Source organism: Bacteroides sp. AF20-13LB, from assembly GCF_003603065.1.
Taxonomy (GTDB): domain Bacteria; phylum Bacteroidota; class Bacteroidia; order Bacteroidales; family Bacteroidaceae; genus Bacteroides; species Bacteroides uniformis.
Genome location: NZ_QTMH01000004.1, coordinates 212,394 through 230,498 on the forward strand (window position 1 = coordinate 212,394; position 18,105 = coordinate 230,498).

The 18,105-nt window shown below is 49.0% G+C and carries 15 protein-coding genes; 5 read left to right on the forward strand and 10 right to left on the reverse strand.

From position 1 onward, the window contains the following. Window positions 1-41: 41 nt before the first annotated feature. Window positions 42-1,100, reverse strand: coding sequence for a [FeFe] hydrogenase H-cluster radical SAM maturase HydE (gene hydE / locus DWX62_RS05905; protein WP_057255988.1), 1,059 nt, complete (start codon window positions 1,098-1,100; stop codon window positions 42-44). A gap of 16 nt (window positions 1,101-1,116) precedes the next feature. Then, a complete protein-coding gene (locus DWX62_RS05910) occupies window positions 1,117-2,577 on the reverse strand; it encodes a monomeric [FeFe] hydrogenase (RefSeq protein ID WP_005825346.1) in 1,461 nt (486 codons plus the stop codon). Between the two features lie 107 nt (window positions 2,578-2,684). Here DWX62_RS05910 and DWX62_RS05915 point away from each other — a divergent pair, with 107 nt between their 5' ends. Then, window positions 2,685-3,182: a GNAT family N-acetyltransferase gene (locus DWX62_RS05915; protein ID WP_057255989.1), complete on the forward strand. Its 498-nt coding sequence runs from the start codon at window positions 2,685-2,687 to the stop codon at window positions 3,180-3,182. A gap of 89 nt (window positions 3,183-3,271) precedes the next feature. On the opposite strand, the gene DWX62_RS05920 is transcribed toward DWX62_RS05915, so the two are convergent. The 3 genes from DWX62_RS05920 to uvrA all read right to left on the reverse strand — a co-directional run bounded on the left by DWX62_RS05920 (window position 3,272) and on the right by uvrA (window position 8,241). Further along, entirely contained in the window at window positions 3,272-4,792 is a 1,521-nt protein-coding gene (locus DWX62_RS05920) for a peptide MFS transporter (protein WP_057252567.1), read from the reverse strand. A 117-nt stretch (window positions 4,793-4,909) separates the two neighbouring features. Continuing rightward, window positions 4,910-5,389, reverse strand: coding sequence for a Cys-tRNA(Pro) deacylase (ybaK, locus tag DWX62_RS05925; protein WP_057256108.1), 480 nt, complete (start codon window positions 5,387-5,389; stop codon window positions 4,910-4,912). 17 nt (window positions 5,390-5,406) lie between these two features. Beyond that, window positions 5,407-8,241 carry an excinuclease ABC subunit UvrA gene (gene uvrA, locus DWX62_RS05930; protein ID WP_057255991.1) on the reverse strand — a complete coding sequence of 945 codons (2,835 nt, stop codon included), beginning with the start codon at window positions 8,239-8,241 and terminating at the stop codon, window positions 5,407-5,409. Window positions 8,242-8,430: 189 nt separating this feature from the next. On the opposite strand from uvrA, the gene DWX62_RS05940 reads away from it, so the two are divergent. After that, window positions 8,431-10,221, forward strand: coding sequence for a LysM peptidoglycan-binding domain-containing protein (locus tag DWX62_RS05940; RefSeq protein WP_057255993.1), 1,791 nt, complete (start codon window positions 8,431-8,433; stop codon window positions 10,219-10,221). Window positions 10,222-10,301: 80 nt separating this feature from the next. Continuing rightward, the gene (locus tag DWX62_RS05945) at window positions 10,302-11,003 is read left to right on the forward strand and encodes a porin family protein (protein ID WP_008663316.1); all 702 of its coding nucleotides are present in this window, start codon (window positions 10,302-10,304) and stop codon (window positions 11,001-11,003) included. 169 nt (window positions 11,004-11,172) lie between these two features. Here DWX62_RS05945 and DWX62_RS05950 read toward each other — a convergent pair whose 3' ends face one another. The 5 genes from DWX62_RS05950 to DWX62_RS05970 all read right to left on the reverse strand — a co-directional run bounded on the left by DWX62_RS05950 (window position 11,173) and on the right by DWX62_RS05970 (window position 14,778). Then, the gene (locus DWX62_RS05950) at window positions 11,173-11,634 is read right to left on the reverse strand and encodes a DUF4293 domain-containing protein (protein ID WP_005825355.1); all 462 of its coding nucleotides are present in this window, start codon (window positions 11,632-11,634) and stop codon (window positions 11,173-11,175) included. Beyond that, window positions 11,634-11,969, reverse strand: coding sequence for a DNA-directed RNA polymerase subunit omega (locus DWX62_RS05955; protein WP_005825356.1), 336 nt, complete (start codon window positions 11,967-11,969; stop codon window positions 11,634-11,636). The genes DWX62_RS05950 and DWX62_RS05955 overlap by 1 nt, the downstream gene beginning before the upstream one ends. A gap of 24 nt (window positions 11,970-11,993) precedes the next feature. After that, window positions 11,994-12,812 carry an outer membrane protein assembly factor BamD gene (gene bamD, locus DWX62_RS05960; protein WP_005825357.1) on the reverse strand — a complete coding sequence of 273 codons (819 nt, stop codon included), beginning with the start codon at window positions 12,810-12,812 and terminating at the stop codon, window positions 11,994-11,996. Window positions 12,813-13,001: 189 nt separating this feature from the next. Next, window positions 13,002-13,427 (reverse strand): amino acid-binding protein, encoded by a 426-nt coding sequence (locus DWX62_RS05965; protein ID WP_005825359.1) that lies wholly within the window; start codon window positions 13,425-13,427, stop codon window positions 13,002-13,004. Window positions 13,428-13,479: 52 nt separating this feature from the next. Further along, the gene (locus DWX62_RS05970) at window positions 13,480-14,778 is read right to left on the reverse strand and encodes a phenylacetate--CoA ligase (protein ID WP_005825361.1); all 1,299 of its coding nucleotides are present in this window, start codon (window positions 14,776-14,778) and stop codon (window positions 13,480-13,482) included. A gap of 116 nt (window positions 14,779-14,894) precedes the next feature. On the opposite strand from DWX62_RS05970, the gene uvrB reads away from it, so the two are divergent. Then, window positions 14,895-16,955: an excinuclease ABC subunit UvrB gene (gene uvrB / locus DWX62_RS05980; RefSeq protein ID WP_117681542.1), complete on the forward strand. Its 2,061-nt coding sequence runs from the start codon at window positions 14,895-14,897 to the stop codon at window positions 16,953-16,955. An 87-nt stretch (window positions 16,956-17,042) separates the two neighbouring features. After that, window positions 17,043-18,098, forward strand: a complete 1,056-nt coding sequence (locus DWX62_RS05985) for a linear amide C-N hydrolase (protein WP_117588770.1) — start codon at window positions 17,043-17,045, stop codon at window positions 18,096-18,098. Window positions 18,099-18,105 lie beyond the last annotated feature (7 nt).

The following is an 18,105-nucleotide window of genomic DNA, read 5'->3' on the forward strand; positions in this document are numbered from 1 at the left end:
ATAATTGGTAATTAAAATAAAGAATGAAGATTTGAAAATTATCAATTATCAACGGTCAATTCTCCATTCTCATAATCTCCTCTCTCTCTTGATACCTCGTAGCCTATCCCTTTCAGTTGTTCCTCCAATTTTAGCAAACCTTCTGCCGCTTCGGCACCCGCAGAAGCTTTGTTATCATAGAGGGAGTACTTCGCCCGCTGATGAGAAGGCGAAAGATTAGGCATCACGACATTGGCGCCAGCCAATATTCCCCGTTCCCGTCCGTCCGGAGCAAGTGTGGCCAGGGCAGTGGTAGCAGGTATCAGTGCCGCGGGATGCATCAACCGGAAGATAGAAAGCAACTTCAACGTCAACTCCATATCTCCCGGCGGAAAAGAGGAAAACGGAGTATCGTGATGCGGAAGAAAAGGTCCCATGCCTATCATCTCCGGCTGAAACCGTTCGATGAAGAGAATGTCTTCTACCAAATGGTCCACCGTCTGGTAAGGACTGCCCACCATGATTCCGGTTCCCACTTGATAGCCTATCTCTTTCAGCCAGTCCAAGCATTGCAACCGATGGGAAAGGGACATCTCCGCAGGATGAAGCCGGTGATAATGCCCTTCGTTGCAGGTTTCGTGCCGCAACAGATAGCGGTTGGCACCTGCCAGGAAGAAACGTTCGTAGGCTTCCCGCGATTTCTCGCCCAAGGATAAGGTAATGGCACAATCCGGGAAGGATTGCCGGATGGCGGCAACTGTCTCCACCATCCCCTCATCCTTCACCGCCGGCGCTTCGCCCCCTTGCAGCACAAAGGTACGGAAACCCAACCGATAGCCTTCATGGCAACACGAAAGAATCTCCTCCTGCGCCAGCTCATAACGGACTATGTTCCGGTTCTCCTTCCGTATGCCGCAATAGTAGCAGTTATTGCGGCAACGGTTGGTTATCTCAATCAGTCCGCGAATGAAGATTTTATTGCCAAAGCAGGCAAGCGCTTCTTCCCGGGCAAGCTCCTGCAGGTAGGCTGCAAGTTCTGTGTCCCGACAAAGAAGCAAGGCTTTATACTCTTCGGCATCCAGCCTGCGATTGCTCCGCAATTTGTCAATCAAATGCTTCATATAAACGGACAAAGGGCTAATACGTCTCTTTTCTCTTTGCCAACTCCTGCGTCAGCTGGCGCTTTCCGGCAGTTATTTCATTATGCGAACATGGCCCGGTAATACAACCACCCTCGCAAGCCATCACTTCAATAAATTGCCCCGGAGCCTTGCCCGACTTGGCGTAAGCACGCAACGCACCGATAGCCTTCTTATCCAGATTAGCCACTTGTACGGCATTGATTTTATCTGCCTCTTCCTTCAGATAGGCTTTCACGGCACCCATCACGCCTCCTGCCTGCGCAAAACCATGCGCCTCGCGCACGGAAGTGAAACTCATGGAATAGGGCTTTGCCTGCTCCATCTGAATATCCAGCCCGGCAAGCACGGAAGCCACCTCCTCGAAAGTCATGATAAAGTCCACCGCCTCGTCGCGCTGCGCCTCTTTGCGCTTGGCAACGCAAGGACCTATGAAGACCACCTTCGCATCCGGATACTTCTCTTTAGCAATGCGGGCAGCATAATACATCGGCGAACCGGTGCCCGACACGTAAGGCTTCATGGCAGGAATATGCTTGTTCACCAACTCTATATAAGACGGACAGCAGGAAGTCGTCATAAACTTCTGACCCTCCTCCAGCTTCTCAATCAGCTCGTGCGCCTCGTTGCTGACGGTATCCATCGCTCCCTGAGCCACCTCGATGACATCCGTAAAACCGACCTGTTTCAATGCGCCATATACTTGTTCAATAGTCGTCTTGAACTGCCCCAGGATAGACGGAGCCACGATAGCCACCACCTGCTCACCCTTGCGGATTCTGTGCAACACGTCGAACACCTGCGATATTTCGAAAATTGCTCCGAATGGACATGCATTGAGACACTTTCCGCAATAGATACATTTGCTTTCGTCAATATGCTCTATCCCCTTCTCATCCTTACTGATGGCTTTCACGGGACAAGCTTCCTCACAAGGTACGGGAATATAAACAATGGCATGGTAGGGACAACTCTTATGGCAGATGCCGCAACTGATACACGCATCATGGTCAATCCATGCCTGCCCGCTCTCCTTGACGTGCACTGCCTTCTTGGGACAATTTACCTGGCAACTGCGTGCCGTACATCCGCGGCAGAGGTTCGTAATCTCGTAGTTAATCTGCACACATGCCGAACAAGCTTCGTCAATCACACACATGATATTGTCTTTCGGCCTGCCATTTTCCGCTCTGTCCAGTGCACGGGCAGCGTACTCCGACAAGGGGGTCAGCTCATCCGTCTCGTCCTCCATATCGAGTCCCAGAAGCGGCAATGACTTGTACTTCCACACCGCGCGCTCTTTGTGCACACAGCAGCGTCCCGCGTGCTTGGACCTCTTCGGACTCAGCTCGATGGGCAGCCGGTCTATTTTATCCACAAGTTCGTTGTTATTCCACAGCTTTACCAGTTCCTTCAGTAATCTGTGGCGGACAATCATAATGTTGCTCGTAAATGCCATAATTTTTAAAATCAAAATTAGTTAGTTCGGTAACGGTCTGCAAAGATAACGATTGTTTCACAAAAAAGGCTTAACTTTACACCCCAAACAGTATAAATACAACCGATATGTTTACCATAAGAAAAGCAACGACAGCAGACTGCGCACTGATTCAGAAACTTGCGCAGCAGATATTCCCTGTCACGTATAAGGATATCCTTACTCCCGAACAGACCGACTACATGATGGAATGGATGTATTCATTGGACAATATCCGCAAGCAAATGGAAGAGGAAGGTCACGTCTACTTCCTGGCCTACGAAGAATGTGAAGCGGCGGGCTATGTGTCCGTACAGCAGCAAGGAGAAAATTTATTCCACCTGCAAAAGATTTATGTGCTCCCCTATTACCAGGGTGCACATTGCGGCAGTTTCCTCTTTCGCGAAGCCATCAAGTACATCAAGGAAGTGCATCCCGGCCCTTGTCTGATGGAATTGAATGTGAACCGTAACAACAAGGCACTGCAGTTTTACGAACATATGGGAATGCGGAAACTCCGTGAAGGGGATTTCCCGATAGGAAACGGATATTACATGAATGACTACATCATGGGACTGGAAATCTGAGCCCCGGCATTAAAAGCCCTCCAAAAACTAAAGGCTGCGCAGTTCATTACGAACATTGCGCAGCCTTTAGTTTTATCTTTCGTTTCCGATTACTTCGCCACCTTTTCAAGCCATTTCAGCATGAACAGCATGGTGAACATGGAAATGCAGCACGCTACTACAAATACCGTCCACGTCATCCAGATAGGAATACTTTCGTAAAGGATAGCACCGATAACGAGCAACTGATTACCAATGGCAGTAGCGCCGAGCCAACCGCCCTGCATGATACCCTGATATTTGGGAGGAGCCACCTTGGACACGAATGAAATGCCCAACGGAGAAATGTACAATTCGGCAACAGTCAATATCAGATAGGTAACCATCAGCAACAGCGGAGTCACCTTCACCGGAGAGGTACCCAAAGCGATTATATCCTTGTGCATCGGCAAGTTGCTTACATAAGAACCGATAGCCATTATAAGGAAGCCGGTGGCAGCAATACCCATACCGATGGCAATCTTCCGCGGAGTGGAAGGCTCTTTACCCTTGGCACGCTGTGCTGCAAAGACAGCCATGATGACCGGTGTCAGAGATACAACGAAAATCGGGTTCAAAGACTGGAACAGCTCAGCGGAAATAGCCATGCCGAACAAATTCAAATCTGTATATTCCTTGGCAAAATACGTCAGTGTCAACCCATTCTGATGGAACGAGAACCAGAAGAAAATTACCACACCGAATACGGCAAACAATGCATACATGCGCTGTCTTACCTCTTGTGCGCTCATCTCCACTGCAGTGGCATCGCCCGCTTTTGCAGCCACCTTCTTGCTGGGATCGGGGAATTTCTTTCTGTTAATGACGAAAATTACCAAAGAAAGAACCATAGCCAAGATAGCTACACCGAATGCATAATGGAAACCGGTGGTAAACACGTTCAGATATTCATTGGCAAATACCGTCATATCCGTTACGGGTGTTCCGGAAATAGTGGCTTTCGTTGCCAGTGCACTATAAGTGTCCACAGCTTCGGGAGTCAGCGTTCCTGCCAGATGTCCGTGGCAAAGGGCAGGCAGGTCGGCATCATAATTGTAGCCGAATGTGGACAGCCACCAGTTACGTACGCCTACTGCGGCAAACGGAGCAAAGATGGCACCTACATTGATGAACATATAGAATAAGGAGAAACCAGAATCACGCATGCTGGAATATTGGGGATTGTCGTACATCTGCCCTACCAGCGCTTGAAGATTTCCCTTGAAAAGACCATTTCCGAAAGCAATGACAAACAAGGCCGCACAAGTAATCACCAAAAACAAGGTTTTATTGGCAACCGGTGTAGGAGACGGGATGGCAAGCATCAAGTAGCCTACCGCCATCAAGACAATGCCGGTAAAGATGGTACCTTTGTAATTACGGGTTCTGTCGGCAATAATACCACCTATCAATGCAAGAATGTAAATAGAAAAATAAAATGTTGAGTAGATCAAACCTGCCTCTTTTCCATCCAGTCCGAACTTGGCTTGCAGAAAAAGTACAAGAATGGCCATCATGGTATAAAAGCCGAAACGCTCGCCCAAATTAGCAAAGGATGCGGCAATCAGACCTTTAGGGTGTTTGTTGAACATAAAAATTAGTTTTTAGAATTAGTAATTGGATTGATTTCTTGAATAATTCCTGCAAATATATAAATTCTATTGAATATTTCCTTATAAAATTAAAATATCTCGGCAGAAATAGAAAATTTATTCATTAAAAAGAACACAAACTTCTGCACGCACTTCTTTTACCAAATCCTTCGGGTCCAGTTTAAGCTGCAAACCACGTTGTCCGGCACTGATATAGATATACGGAAACCGTAGGCACGTATCATGGATATAGGTAGGGAAAGGCTTCTTCATGCCGATGGGCGAACAACCTCCGCGGATGTAGCCCGTCAGAGGTAAAAGTTCCTTAACCGGAATGAGGTCACACTTCTTGTTGCCCGATGCCTTTGCCGCCAGTTTCAAATCCACTTCGTGCTCACCCGGGATGACGCAGACAAAGTAGCCGGATTTATCGCCGTGAAGAATAAGTGTCTTGAACACGCAGTTGATGTCCTCGCCCAAACTGGCGGCTACATGTACGGCGCTCAAATCGTTCTCATCCACCTCGTAGGGAATGAGTTCATAGGCTATCTTGGCTTTGTCGAGCAGCCGCGCTGCATTCGTCTTATTAATTTTCACCATAACAAGTTACAAAATTAGTAATTATCCCCCAGCTCTTCACGCAGGAATTTCGGAGTATAGCCTTTCTCGCTCTTCGCCACCTCTTCGGGTGTTCCGCAGGAGAGGAGTTCCCCTCCCCCCTTGCCACCTTCGGGACCCATATCAATGATGTAGTCCGCCATCTTGATGACATCGAGATTATGCTCTATGACGATGACGGTGTTTCCTTTGTCAACAAGTTTGTTCAGTACATTCATCAGTACGCGGATATCTTCAAAATGAAGTCCGGTGGTAGGTTCGTCGAGGATATAGAGTGTCTTGCCCGTATCACGCTTAGAGAGTTCCGTAGCCAACTTTACGCGCTGGCTCTCACCTCCGGAGAGCGTGGTGGAGGACTGTCCCAGCTTGATATAGCCCAATCCCACTTCCTGGATAACCTTAATCTTATTCAATATCTGGGGCACATTCTCGAAGAACTCCACCGCACGGTTGATGGTCATATCCAGCACATCGGCAATGGACTTGCCTTTAAAGCGCACTTCCAGCGTCTCGCGGTTATAGCGTTTGCCGTGGCACACCTCGCAAGGCACATACACATCTGGCAGGAAATTCATCTCAATACATTTGTAGCCGTTGCCCTGGCAAGCCTCGCAGCGTCCGCCACTGACGTTGAAGGAGAAGCGTCCCGGCTTGTACCCGCGTATCTTCGCTTCGGGCAGGCCGACAAACAGATTGCGGATATCCGAGAACACACCCGTATAGGTGGCAGGATTGGAGCGCGGCGTACGTCCCAAGGGAGACTGGTCCACATTTACCACCTTGTCTATATGCTCCAACCCTTCAATGCTGTCATACTCCAAAGGGTCTTGAAGGGAGCGGTAGAACTTCTGCGAAAGAATAGGCTGCAACGTCTCGTTGATAAGCGTGGACTTGCCACTGCCGGAAACACCGGTAACGCAAATCAGCTTGCCCAGCGGGAACTCTACATCCACATTCTTCAGATTATTACCCTTGGCGCCACGCAGCCACAGACTGTGTCCATTGCCCTCGCGACGCTTGGCAGGCACCTCAATGGCACGCTCACCATTCAAGTATTGGGAAGTCAGCGTATGCGTCCGTAGCATTTCACGGGGAGTACCGGCAAAGACAACATCCCCTCCCAGCCTACCGGCTTTCGGCCCCATATCAATGACATAATCGGCGGCGAGCATCATATCCTTGTCATGCTCCACCACAATGACGGAGTTGCCAATGTCACGCAGTTCCTTCAAAGAGTGTATCAAGCGCTGGTTGTCGCGTTGGTGCAGGCCGATACTCGGCTCATCCAATATATACAGCACATTCACCAGCTGTGAACCTATCTGCGTAGCCAGGCGGATACGCTGGCTTTCACCACCGGAAAGGCTGACGGAACTACGGTTCAGCGAAAGATAATCCAGACCGACATCGAGCAAAAACTTGAGCCGCGTACGGATTTCCTTCAGGATTTCACCGGCAATCTGCTGCTGCTTGCTGCTGAGATGCGGGTCTACGGCAGATAGCCAGTCATACAGCTCGCTAATGTCCATTGTGGACAGTTCGTAGATGTTCTTGTCGTGGATGCGAAACGAAAGCGCTTCCTTGTTCAGCTTGGCGCCATGGCACTCCGGACAAACGGCAGTCTTGGCAAACTGGTCCGCCCACTTCTGCGCCGTGGCGGAAGCATCCTTCTCTTGCAACATCTGAATGTATTTGATGACACCCTCAAACGTCACGAAGTAGTCGGAAGAGGTGCCTATCAGCGAACTCTTTATCTTGATGCGCTCGTCCGAGCCGTAGAGCACCTCGTCCAGTGCATCCTCCGGCAGCTCCTTCACCGGAGTTTTCAGCGTTGCCTCATACTTCTCCAGCAAGGCGGTAATCTGCCAGAAAATCATGCTGTTCTTGGCTTTCCCCAAGGGTGCGATGGCACCTCCGGCGATGGAGAGCTCGCGGTCGGGAATCACCTTGTCGATGTCAATCTGGCTCACCACCCCCAGCCCTTTGCACTTAGGGCATGCGCCCTGCGGGGAGTTGAAGGAGAAGTTGTGCGGTGCCGGTTCCCGATAGGACAAGCCCGTCACGGGACACATCAGCCGCTTGCTGTAATGGCGCACGCTGTCGGTCTGCGCATCGAGTATCATCAGCAGCCCGTCGCCCTGGCGCATGGCGGTGGCTACGCTGTTCTTCAGGCGCGTGTCGTCCTTATCTGCCACCACAAGCTTGTCTATCACTACCTCCACATCGTGGTTCTTGTAGCGGTCCAGCTTCATACCGGGCAGGGCTTCGCGCACCTCGCCGTCCACACGCACGTAGAGGTAGCCTTTCTTGCGCACCTGCTCGAAAAGCTCCTTATAGTGTCCCTTACGACCCCGCACCAGCGGGGCAAGGATGTAGATGCGCTTTCCTTTATAGTCTTTCAGGATGAGGTCCAGTATCTGCTCTTCGGTGTACTTCACCATCTTCTCGCCCGAGAGGTAGGAGTAGGCGTCGCCGGCGCGGGCATAGAGCAGACGCAGGTAATCGTACACCTCGGTGGTAGTGCCCACGGTGGAGCGCGGATTCTTGTTGGTGGTTTTCTGCTCGATGGAGATAACCGGGCTCAGTCCCGTTATCTTGTCCACATCCGGACGCTCCAGGTTTCCCAGGAAGTTACGGGCGTATGCCGAAAAAGTCTCGATATAGCGGCGCTGCCCTTCGGCAAAAATAGTATCGAATGCCAAAGAGGACTTGCCGCTTCCGCTCAGGCCTGTAATCACAGTCAGGCTGTTACGGGGAATCTCGGCATCGATATTCTTGAGGTTGTGCACGCGCGCACCATATACATTGATATATTCTGTTTCTTCTTGCATGTTGATTTATCCTATCGTTTTAACTGCAAAAATAACTGTTTCCCCCCGAATATCAGCCGAAAAGCGCTATTTTTCAGTTTTGAAATGCACAATATTATTTCTTAACGCAATCCTTTGGTTTGAATGCCACAATATTCGTACCTTTGCAGCTACTTTGGGAAATTGTAAACATAAACCAACGATTACTGAATGAAAACGATTAACCGCATTATCTGCTCCCTGCTGCTTGCCAGTGCATGCAGTATCGGTGCAATAGCACAAGAGAATCAATCTTATTTTCTGCATACTATCGAAAAAGGACAAAGTCTCTACTCCATCGCCAGCATGTACGGCGTCAGCCAGTCGGACATCATCAAACTGAACCCCGGCAGTGACGAGAAAATATTCATCGGACGCACATTGCGTATTCCACGCAGCGCTGCCAACATACAAAAAGAAACATACCATACCATCGAAACCGGTGAGACCCTCTACCGGCTGACCGTGAAATACAATGTATCTGCCAAAGCCATCTGTGACGCCAACCCGGGACTGAGCGCCGAGAATTTCCGTATCGGACAAGTAATCCGTATCCCTTCCACAACCGAGACCCAAACCATGGTCCCGGCTGAGACACAAAGCAGCACTGTAGTTGCCAACAACAATATTCTCGGCCCCGTAGAGTCACGATGCCGTGACATGCATAAAGTGAAGCGGAAAGAAACCGTATTCAGCATCAGCCGTGAATACGGCATCAGCGAAGCCGAACTGATAGCCGCCAACCCGGAATTAAAAGGCGAAAACAAAATAAAGAAGGGAACCTTCCTCTGCATTCCCTACCCCAAAGCACAGACGGAGCAAAATATCCAGTCGCAGGCAATACCTACCGACAGCGAACTGTTCCGTGAAAACCGGAAAAAGACAGAACGCTTCAGCACCATCAAGGCTGCCGTCATCCTTCCCTTCCTGGACGGGGTATCAAAGAGCGAGTCTTCCCGTATGGTGGAATACTACGAAGGCCTGCTGATGGCCGTAGACAGCTTGAAACGTACTGGCACTTCCATTGACTTGTACACTTACAATTCTGGTCCCGAAAGTGCCTCGCTGAACTCCATCCTGGGCAAAAGCGAGATGAAGGACATGGACATCATCTTCGGGCCTCTGTACCAACAGCACATCAAACCGCTGGCCGAGTTTGCCAAGAAACAAGACACACGCCTGGTGATACCATTCACATCGAAAGACAACACGGTATTCCAGAATCCGGCGGTCTATCAGATAAATACCCCCCAATCCTATCTGTACTCCGAGGTGTACGACCACTTTGTGCGCCAGTTCCCCAATGCCAACGTCATCTTCATTGAAGCCAGCCAGGGCACCAAGGACAAGGCAGAATTCATCAAGGGACTGAAAGATGAACTGCGCAACCGTTCCATCCCGATGAAGAGCCTGAAAGAGGATGTCACCGTAGAATCCCTGAAAACAGTATTACGCACGGACCGTGAGAATATCTTTATCCCCACATCCGGCAGTAACCTGACATTGATTAAGATACTTCCCCAATTGACGCTGTTGGTACGCGAGCAACCCGAAAGCCGTGTCCATCTGTTCGGCTATCCGGAGTGGCAGACCTACACCAAAGACCACCTGGAAGCCTTCTTCGAACTGGACACCTATTTCTATTCCTCTTTCTATACCAACAACCTGCTTCCTGCCGCCATCAACTTCACCAAGAGCTACCGCAGATGGTATGGCAAGGAGATGGACGAACGCTATCCCAAATTCGGCATGTTGGGCTTCGATACCGGTTATTTCTTCCTGAAAGGACTTGCGCGCTATGGCTCTTCTTTCGAGAAGAACATGCAGGGACTGGATTTGATTCCCATCCAGACCGGCTTCAAGTTCCAACGGGTAAACAACTGGGGAGGCTTCATCAACAAGAAGGTGTTCTTCGTGCACTTCACCAAGAACTTTGAGCTGGTGAAATTGGACTTTGATTAGGGATTAAGGATTAATCATCTGATAATCCACTATATAACTATCAACTTGTAGCCTGTAACTCGTAACTTATAACTTATAACATGAACCTGAGAACAATCATCATATTCGCCCTGCTGGTGTGTGCATGTATATTGCCCCTGCATGCGCAGGTGGGCGAGCAACGCCACAACTTCGCTGTGGGCGTCAATGGAGGCATCAATCTGAATAGCGTAAGCTTCTCTCCCTCTGTCAAGCAGAAGAATCTGATGGGTATCAACGGCGGTGTAACAGCCCGATACATTTCCGAAAAATACTTCAGTATGATTTGCGGTGCACAAATCGAGCTGAACTTCTCACAACACGGTTGGGACGAGTATTACGAGGACTATCCCACACTGAGCTACACCCGCACCATGAACTATGTGGAAATACCGTTCCTGGCGCATCTGGCATTCGGCAAGGACCGCGGTTTGCAATTCTTCATCCATGCCGGTCCGCAGATAGGTTTCCTGCTTGGCGACAGCGAAAAGATAGACGGCGACTGGGACGGCACTGTAGCAGAATCCTACACCAACATCACCGTGGAACAGCACGGCAAGGCCATAGACAACAAATTCGACTACGGCATTGCAGGTGGAGCAGGCATAGAGCTGCGCACCAAGGCAGGCAATTTCATCGTAGAAGGAAGATACTACTATGCTTTATCCGATTTCTATGGTAGCACCAAGAAGGACTTTTTCTCACGCTCCGCACACGGAGTCATTACGGCCAAGATAACTTATCTCTTCGACTTGAAGAAGTAATGCTTATAGGAAACACCCGTTTCCACACGTAGGAACGACAATTTCCTCTAATGGGAACAGTATAATGGAACGACTGTAACCTCAAGAGGAAACGATAAAAAAGGCAGACCACGTATTCCGAATGAAATACGTGGTCTGCCTTTTGTTATTATCAAGTAGATAAACCTTCTTATCTTCTTAAACGGTCTGCCGCCTTCACCATCACCTCATCTTTGTAGATGGCACGGAAGGCCAGATAGTTGAGGATGATGGCTACCACCGGAAGGCAAAGCGCCCATCCCAACTGGAAAGTCATTGCATCCAAATCACCCTTCAAAATAAACATAAATACACAGAAGGCTATGTAGTAGCCTATCAGCAGAATGCTGCTGAAAATCGTCATGCGTATTTGCAACATACGGTTACGGAAAAGGAATATCGTACAGAAGGCAACAAGTGCACTGAGCAACAATATCCCGAACAAGCCCCAAGTAGACTGAAATCCTCCGTCGGCCAAAGCCACTCCCAGAGGTTTGAAAACATGTGCTGTCACTCCGTCCGCTCCGATGAACTGTCCTACAGGCATGCAAATTGCCACAACCAACAGGATAGTTACCAACAACAAATAAACAGATTGAATACGTTGTATCATTACTGTAATTTTTCTTTTTCCTTAGCCGGGTTACGATAGTAAATCTTACCCTCCACATACTCTTGCGTTGCAATCAATGTCGGCTTCGGCAGTTTTTCGTAATAGCGGGAAATCTCAATCTGTTCCCGGTTTTCGAACACTTCTTCCAAATTATCATTGTAAGAGGCAAACTCAGCAAGCTTTTTGGAAAGGTCATTCTTGATTTCCACACTAATCTGGTTGGCACGTTTTCCGATAATCGCTACGCTTTCGTATACATTACCGGTATCCTCACACAACTCCATCATATCACGGGTCACCGTAGTAGTAGGAGCATTTGTCTTTCTGTAATCCATAAATTTATCTATTGTATTATTATATTATTGCTCTTCACTTCCTTCTCCCAGCATTTTCTGTGCTTCCTTAAAGATTCGGTCGACTTCCTTCATATACTTACTTTCGGGGAACTCATTTTTAAAGGCATAACATTCATCCACCGCTTCACGGTAACGTTCGGCTCTTCTATCTTCCACACTATACACAGCCAACTCATACTTGGCACGCAAGATAAGAATGGATAAATCTTCACGTAGGTTGGTATAGGGATAATCCTTCAAAGCATTCTGCGCAGTGATAACGCAAGCCTGATAGTTGTTGCCCAGATAATTACCCATATTATAATAAAGTTTTGCAGACAGATACTCCTTCATCACCAGCTTGTCCTGCAAGGCAAATATCATGTTCTGCGCTTCTTCTTTCTTGGAGCTTTGCGGGAAGTATTCCATAAACATCTGCAACTGCTGGATGGCGCTATACGTACCGGATTGGTCCAAACGCGGCTCCGGAGTATCCAAATATAGAGCTTTACCGGCATGGAAACGTGCCAGTTCAGTGAATGTGCCGCGGGGATAAACGTTGTAGTATTGAATGAAAGTCTGCGCAGCAGTCTGATAATCCTTTTGGTTATAGTAACTCATGCCCAGCATATAGAGGGATTCCTCCGCCTTATCAGTACCTTTGAGAATGGCAATCAATTCATTGAGCAAAGTAGCAGCACGGTTGTACTGGCCTTTTGCGAAGTAATTTTTTGCCGCTTCGTACTTGTATTCGTAATCTGTGCTTTTCAGCAATTTGTTGTATTCTCCACACGAGGAGAGCAGCAATGCTGCAAGCAGAGTTATTAGGATGTTCTTCTTCATTACTTTTGTTCAAATAATGCGCAAAGATAGAGGTTCGCATCGAATAAAGCAACGATACGAGCCTTAATTTTTCAAAAACCAGACGAACGGGCAGGAATTAGGGATGAATGGTGAAGGATTAGGGATTAGTGACTGTGCTATCAACTGCATAGTCCTCATCCCTAATCCTTCCTCCCTAATCCTTCGTTTTCACAGTTTATAGAGTTCGCTTGCCGCCAGCAAATCGACCTTTTTTTCTGTCAATACACGGATACAGTTATCCATGTCGTTGGGACGGATGATGACATTGGCCGTTTCACCATTGGCAAAGGAATACATGTACTCGATGAACACGCCTTCATCGGAGAGGAAACGGAGCACTTTCGCCAATGAGCCGGGGATATTGGGACAACTGATGCCTACTACATCCGTTACGTTCACTGCGAAGTGATTATCTTTCAAAGCCTTATATGCTTTATCCGGTTCGGAAACAATGCCACGAAGGATACCGAAATCGGCATTCTCTGCAATACATAGAGCAGAAAGGTTGACACCTTCTTTTGCAAGAACTTCAGTCACCTCTGTGAGGCGACCGGACTTGTTCTCCAGAAAAATGGAAAGTTGTTTTGCTACCATAGGTTTATTTACTATTTGACGATTTACGATTTACCATGTACAATTTGGCGATTTACAATTTGCGGTTGTCGATGACGCGCTTGGCTTTGCCTACGCTGCGCTCAATACTGCGCGGTTCTACCAAACGGACATCTACGCCGAGACCGAGTACGCTCTGCAGGCGGGCCACAAGCTTCTTCTTCAGAGCCAGCATCTTGTTGATTTCATCGGAATAGTATTCGGGACGAACCTCAACCTGCAACTCCATGGTGTCGGTATTGTTCTTGCGGTCTACCAGCAAGAGGTAGTGAGGCTCGAACTCCGGCATTTCGAGGATAACGGACTCTATCTGCGTGGGGAACACGTTGACACCACGGATAATCAGCATGTCATCACTACGTCCCAAGATGCGGTCCATACGAACCAGTGTACGTCCGCAGGAGCACTTATCGTAGTGCAGGGCGGTGAGGTCCTTGGTACGGTAGCGCAACAGCGGCATCCCCTCTTTGGTAAGGTGAGTGAACACCAATTCGCCGGTTTCTCCAGGGGCAACCGGTTCGAGGGTCTTCGGGTCTACAATCTCGGGGAAGTAATGGTCTTCATTGAGGTGGGTACCGTGCTGGCACTCGCATTCGTAACCTACACCGGGACCGGCAATCTCACTAAGCCCATAAATATCAAATGCCTTGATACCCAGCTTGGTTTCAATATCCCGACGCATACTTTCGGTCCACGGCTCGGCGCCGAAAGCTCCCACTTTCAACTTAAACTCTTCACGGGGAAGACCGGAGTCTTTGATGGCATCTGCCAGATAGAGGGCGTATGAGGGCGTGCAGCAAAGTACGGTAGAACCGAAATCATGCATCAGTGTAATCTGCTTCTCCGTATTGCCGCTGGACATCGGGATGACGGAAGCGCCGATATTCTCGGCACCGGCATGCGCACCCAGTCCGCCGGTAAAAAGTCCGTAACCGTAGGACACCTGGAAAATATCCGAGCTACCGGCACCATAGGCGGTAAAGGCCCGTGAAAGGCATTCGGACCATGCTGAAAGGTCTTTTCGGGTATAGCCTACCACAGTGGGTTTTCCGGTTGTGCCGGAAGAGGCATGAATACGCACAATCTGGCTCATAGGTACGGCACAGAGGCCGAAGGGATAATTGTCCCGCAAGTCGTACTTGGTAGTAAAAGGCAGTTTTACAATATCATCTATACTGTTTATGTCATCGGGAGTAACTCCCAGTTCCTGCATTTTCTTACGATAAAAAGGAGTGTCATGATACACACGCTCCACAGTCTTTTTGAGACGAATGCTCTGGATTTTACGAAGGCTTTCGCGATCCATGCATTCGATGCTTTCATTCCAAATCATGTTCTTCGTTGTATTACAATTATTAATGGTTGTTATCAATATAGCTGCAAAGTAAACAAAAAAATTTTGTTTATCTCAAAGATTTTACCGAATATTGCCGCTCCTAAGAAGAGAAAATGAACAAATTCGAACTGACATCCGCTTACCAGCCCACCGGTGACCAGCCGGAGGCCATCGCACAGCTGACCGAGGGCGTGCGCGAGGGACTTCCCGCACAGACACTGCTTGGTGTCACCGGGTCCGGAAAGACATTCACCATAGCCAACGTCATTGCCAACATCAACAAGCCAACGCTGATATTGAGCCACAACAAGACGCTGGCTGCCCAGTTATACAGCGAGTTCAAGGGATTCTTCCCGAACAATGCCGTGGAATACTATGTGTCCTACTACGACTACTATCAGCCCGAAGCCTACCTGCCATCATCGGACACCTATATAGAAAAAGACCTCGCCATCAACGACGAGATAGACAAGTTGCGCCTTGCCGCCACCTCCGCCCTGCTTTCGGGCAGGAAAGATGTAGTGGTGGTATCCTCCGTTTCGTGCATATACGGCATGGGGAATCCGGCAGACTTCTACAACAACGTCATCGAAGTACAGCAAGGCAAGAATTTCAGTCGCAATGTCTTCCTGCGACGCCTGGTGGACAGTCTTTACGTACGCAACGACATTGACCTGAACCGCGGCAATTTCCGCGTGAAAGGCGATACGGTGGACATTTATCTGGCTTACGCCGACAACTTGCTGCGCGTCACCTTTTGGGGAGACGAGGTAGACAGTATTGAGGAAGTGGACCCTATGAGCGGCGTTACCGTCGCCAAGTTCGATGCCTACAAGATTTATCCCGCCAACCTCTTCATGACCACCAAGGAAGCCACGTTGCGTGCCATACACGAAATAGAGGATGACCTTCACAAGCAGGTGCAATGGTTTGAAAACGAAGGCCGCCCATTCGAGGCCAAACGCTTGCAGGAACGGGTGACCTATGATATGGAAATGATACGCGAATTGGGACATTGCTCCGGCATTGAGAATTATTCTCGCTACTTTGACGGGCGTGCTGCCGGTACCCGCCCCTACTGCCTGCTGGACTTCTTCCCCGAAGATTTCCTGATAGTCATTGACGAAAGCCACGTCAGCGTCCCGCAGATACGTGCCATGTACGGAGGTGACCGCGCCCGCAAGATAAACCTGGTGGAGTACGGATTCCGCCTACCGGCTGCCATGGACAACCGCCCGCTGAAATTCGATGAATTCGAAGAGATGGCCAAACAAGTGATTTACGTCAGCGCCACACCGGCAGACTATGAGCTGATGAAATCCGAAGGCATCGTAGTAGAACAAGTCATCCGCCCGACGGGACTGTTAGACCCCATTATTGAGGTGCGTCCCAGCCACAACCAAATAGACGACCTGATGGAAGAAATCCAAGCACGCATCGAGAAGAACGAGCGTACCCTCGTCACCACCCTCACCAAACGAATGGCTGAAGAACTGACGGAATATCTGCTGAACAACAACGTGAAGTGTAATTATATCCACAGCGACGTAGACACTTTGGAACGTGTGAAGATTATGGGTGACTTGCGCGAGGGCATTTACGATGTACTTGTCGGTGTCAACCTGCTGCGTGAAGGACTCGACCTGCCTGAAGTCTCTCTCGTTGCCATTCTCGATGCAGACAAGGAAGGTTTCCTTCGTTCCCACCGCTCACTGACACAGACTGCCGGACGTGCCGCCCGTAACGTGAACGGTATGGTCATCATGTATGCCGACAAAATAACGGACAGCATGCAACTGACCATCGACGAGACCAACCGCCGTCGCGAGAAGCAGTTGAAGTACAACGAAGAGCACGGCATCACACCACAGCAAATCAAGAAAGCCAAGAACCTCAATGTGTTTGCCACCAACGAGGCTTCCGGCGAAGCCGTCCTCAGCAGCGAGAAGTTCACTTCCAGCACTCCCCGCCCCTATGTGGAACAAGAAAGTACATCTACGATGGCTGCCGACCCTATAGTACAGTACATGAGCCGCAAGCAACTGGAAAAGAGTATCGAACGTACCAAGAAGCTTATGCAGGAGGCTGCCAAGAAACTCGATTTTATCGAAGCCGCACAGTATCGGGACGAGGTGCTGAAGATGGAGGAATTGCTGAAAGAAAAAGACGAGTAAGGGATTTCACCTCTTTTTCTCAAACTATACTCCCCTCCTTTTGTTATTCTATGAAACAGAGTATTAATTCATAAAGACAAAAGCGAGATGAATAAACCAATAAAGACAATAGCTGTTGCACTGGCTGCCATAGCCTCCATGAGTGTGCAACAAACAGAAGCGTGTACCCGAGCCACCTACATCGGTCCTGACAATACAGTCATTACAGGACGTACGATGGACTGGAAAGAAGACCTTATGAGTAACATCTATGTATTCCCACGAGGCATGCAAAGGGCAGGCTACAACAAAGGGAATGCAGTGAACTGGACTTCCAAGTACGGTAGCGTCATTGCCGCCGGTTATGACATAGGTACCTGCGACGGTATGAACGAGAAAGGTCTGGTTGCCAGCCTGCTCTTCCTTCCGGAGTCCGTTTACCACCGCCCGGGAGACAACCGCCCGATTATGGGCATCAGTATCTGGACGCAATACGTACTCGACAATTTTGCAACCGTACGCGAAGCTGTGGATGAACTGAAAAAAGAATCCTTCCGCATTGATGCACCAGACCTGCCCAACGGAGCCGCTTCCACCCTGCATCTGGCCATCACAGATGAAACCGGAAACACGGCTGTCCTGGAATACATAGACGGAAACCTTGAGATACATGAAGGCAAGCAGTATCAAGTAATGACCAACTCTCCCAAATATGAACTCCAGCTGGCTATCAACGACTATTGGAAAGAGGTAGGCGGACTGAATATGTTGCCGGGAACCAACCGCTCCAGTGACCGCTTTGTACGCGCATCGTTCTACATCAATGCCATTCCGCAAACAGCGGATGCAAAGATTGCCGTACCCAGTGTATTGAGCGTAATGCGCAATGTTTCTGTACCGTTCGGTATCACCACACCGGACAAGCCCCATATCTCCTCCACCCGTTGGCGTTCTGTATCCGACCAGAAGAACAAAGTATATTATTTTGAGTCCACACTGACCCCTAACTTGTTCTGGCTCGACCTGAAGAAAATCGATTTTAGCCCGAATGCAGGAATCAAGAAACTCTCACTGACAAACGGAGAAATCTATGCCGGAGATGCCATAAAGGATTTGAAAGACAGCAAAGGATTTGTATTTCTTTTCCAGACGCCGGTAATGTAGCACAGCC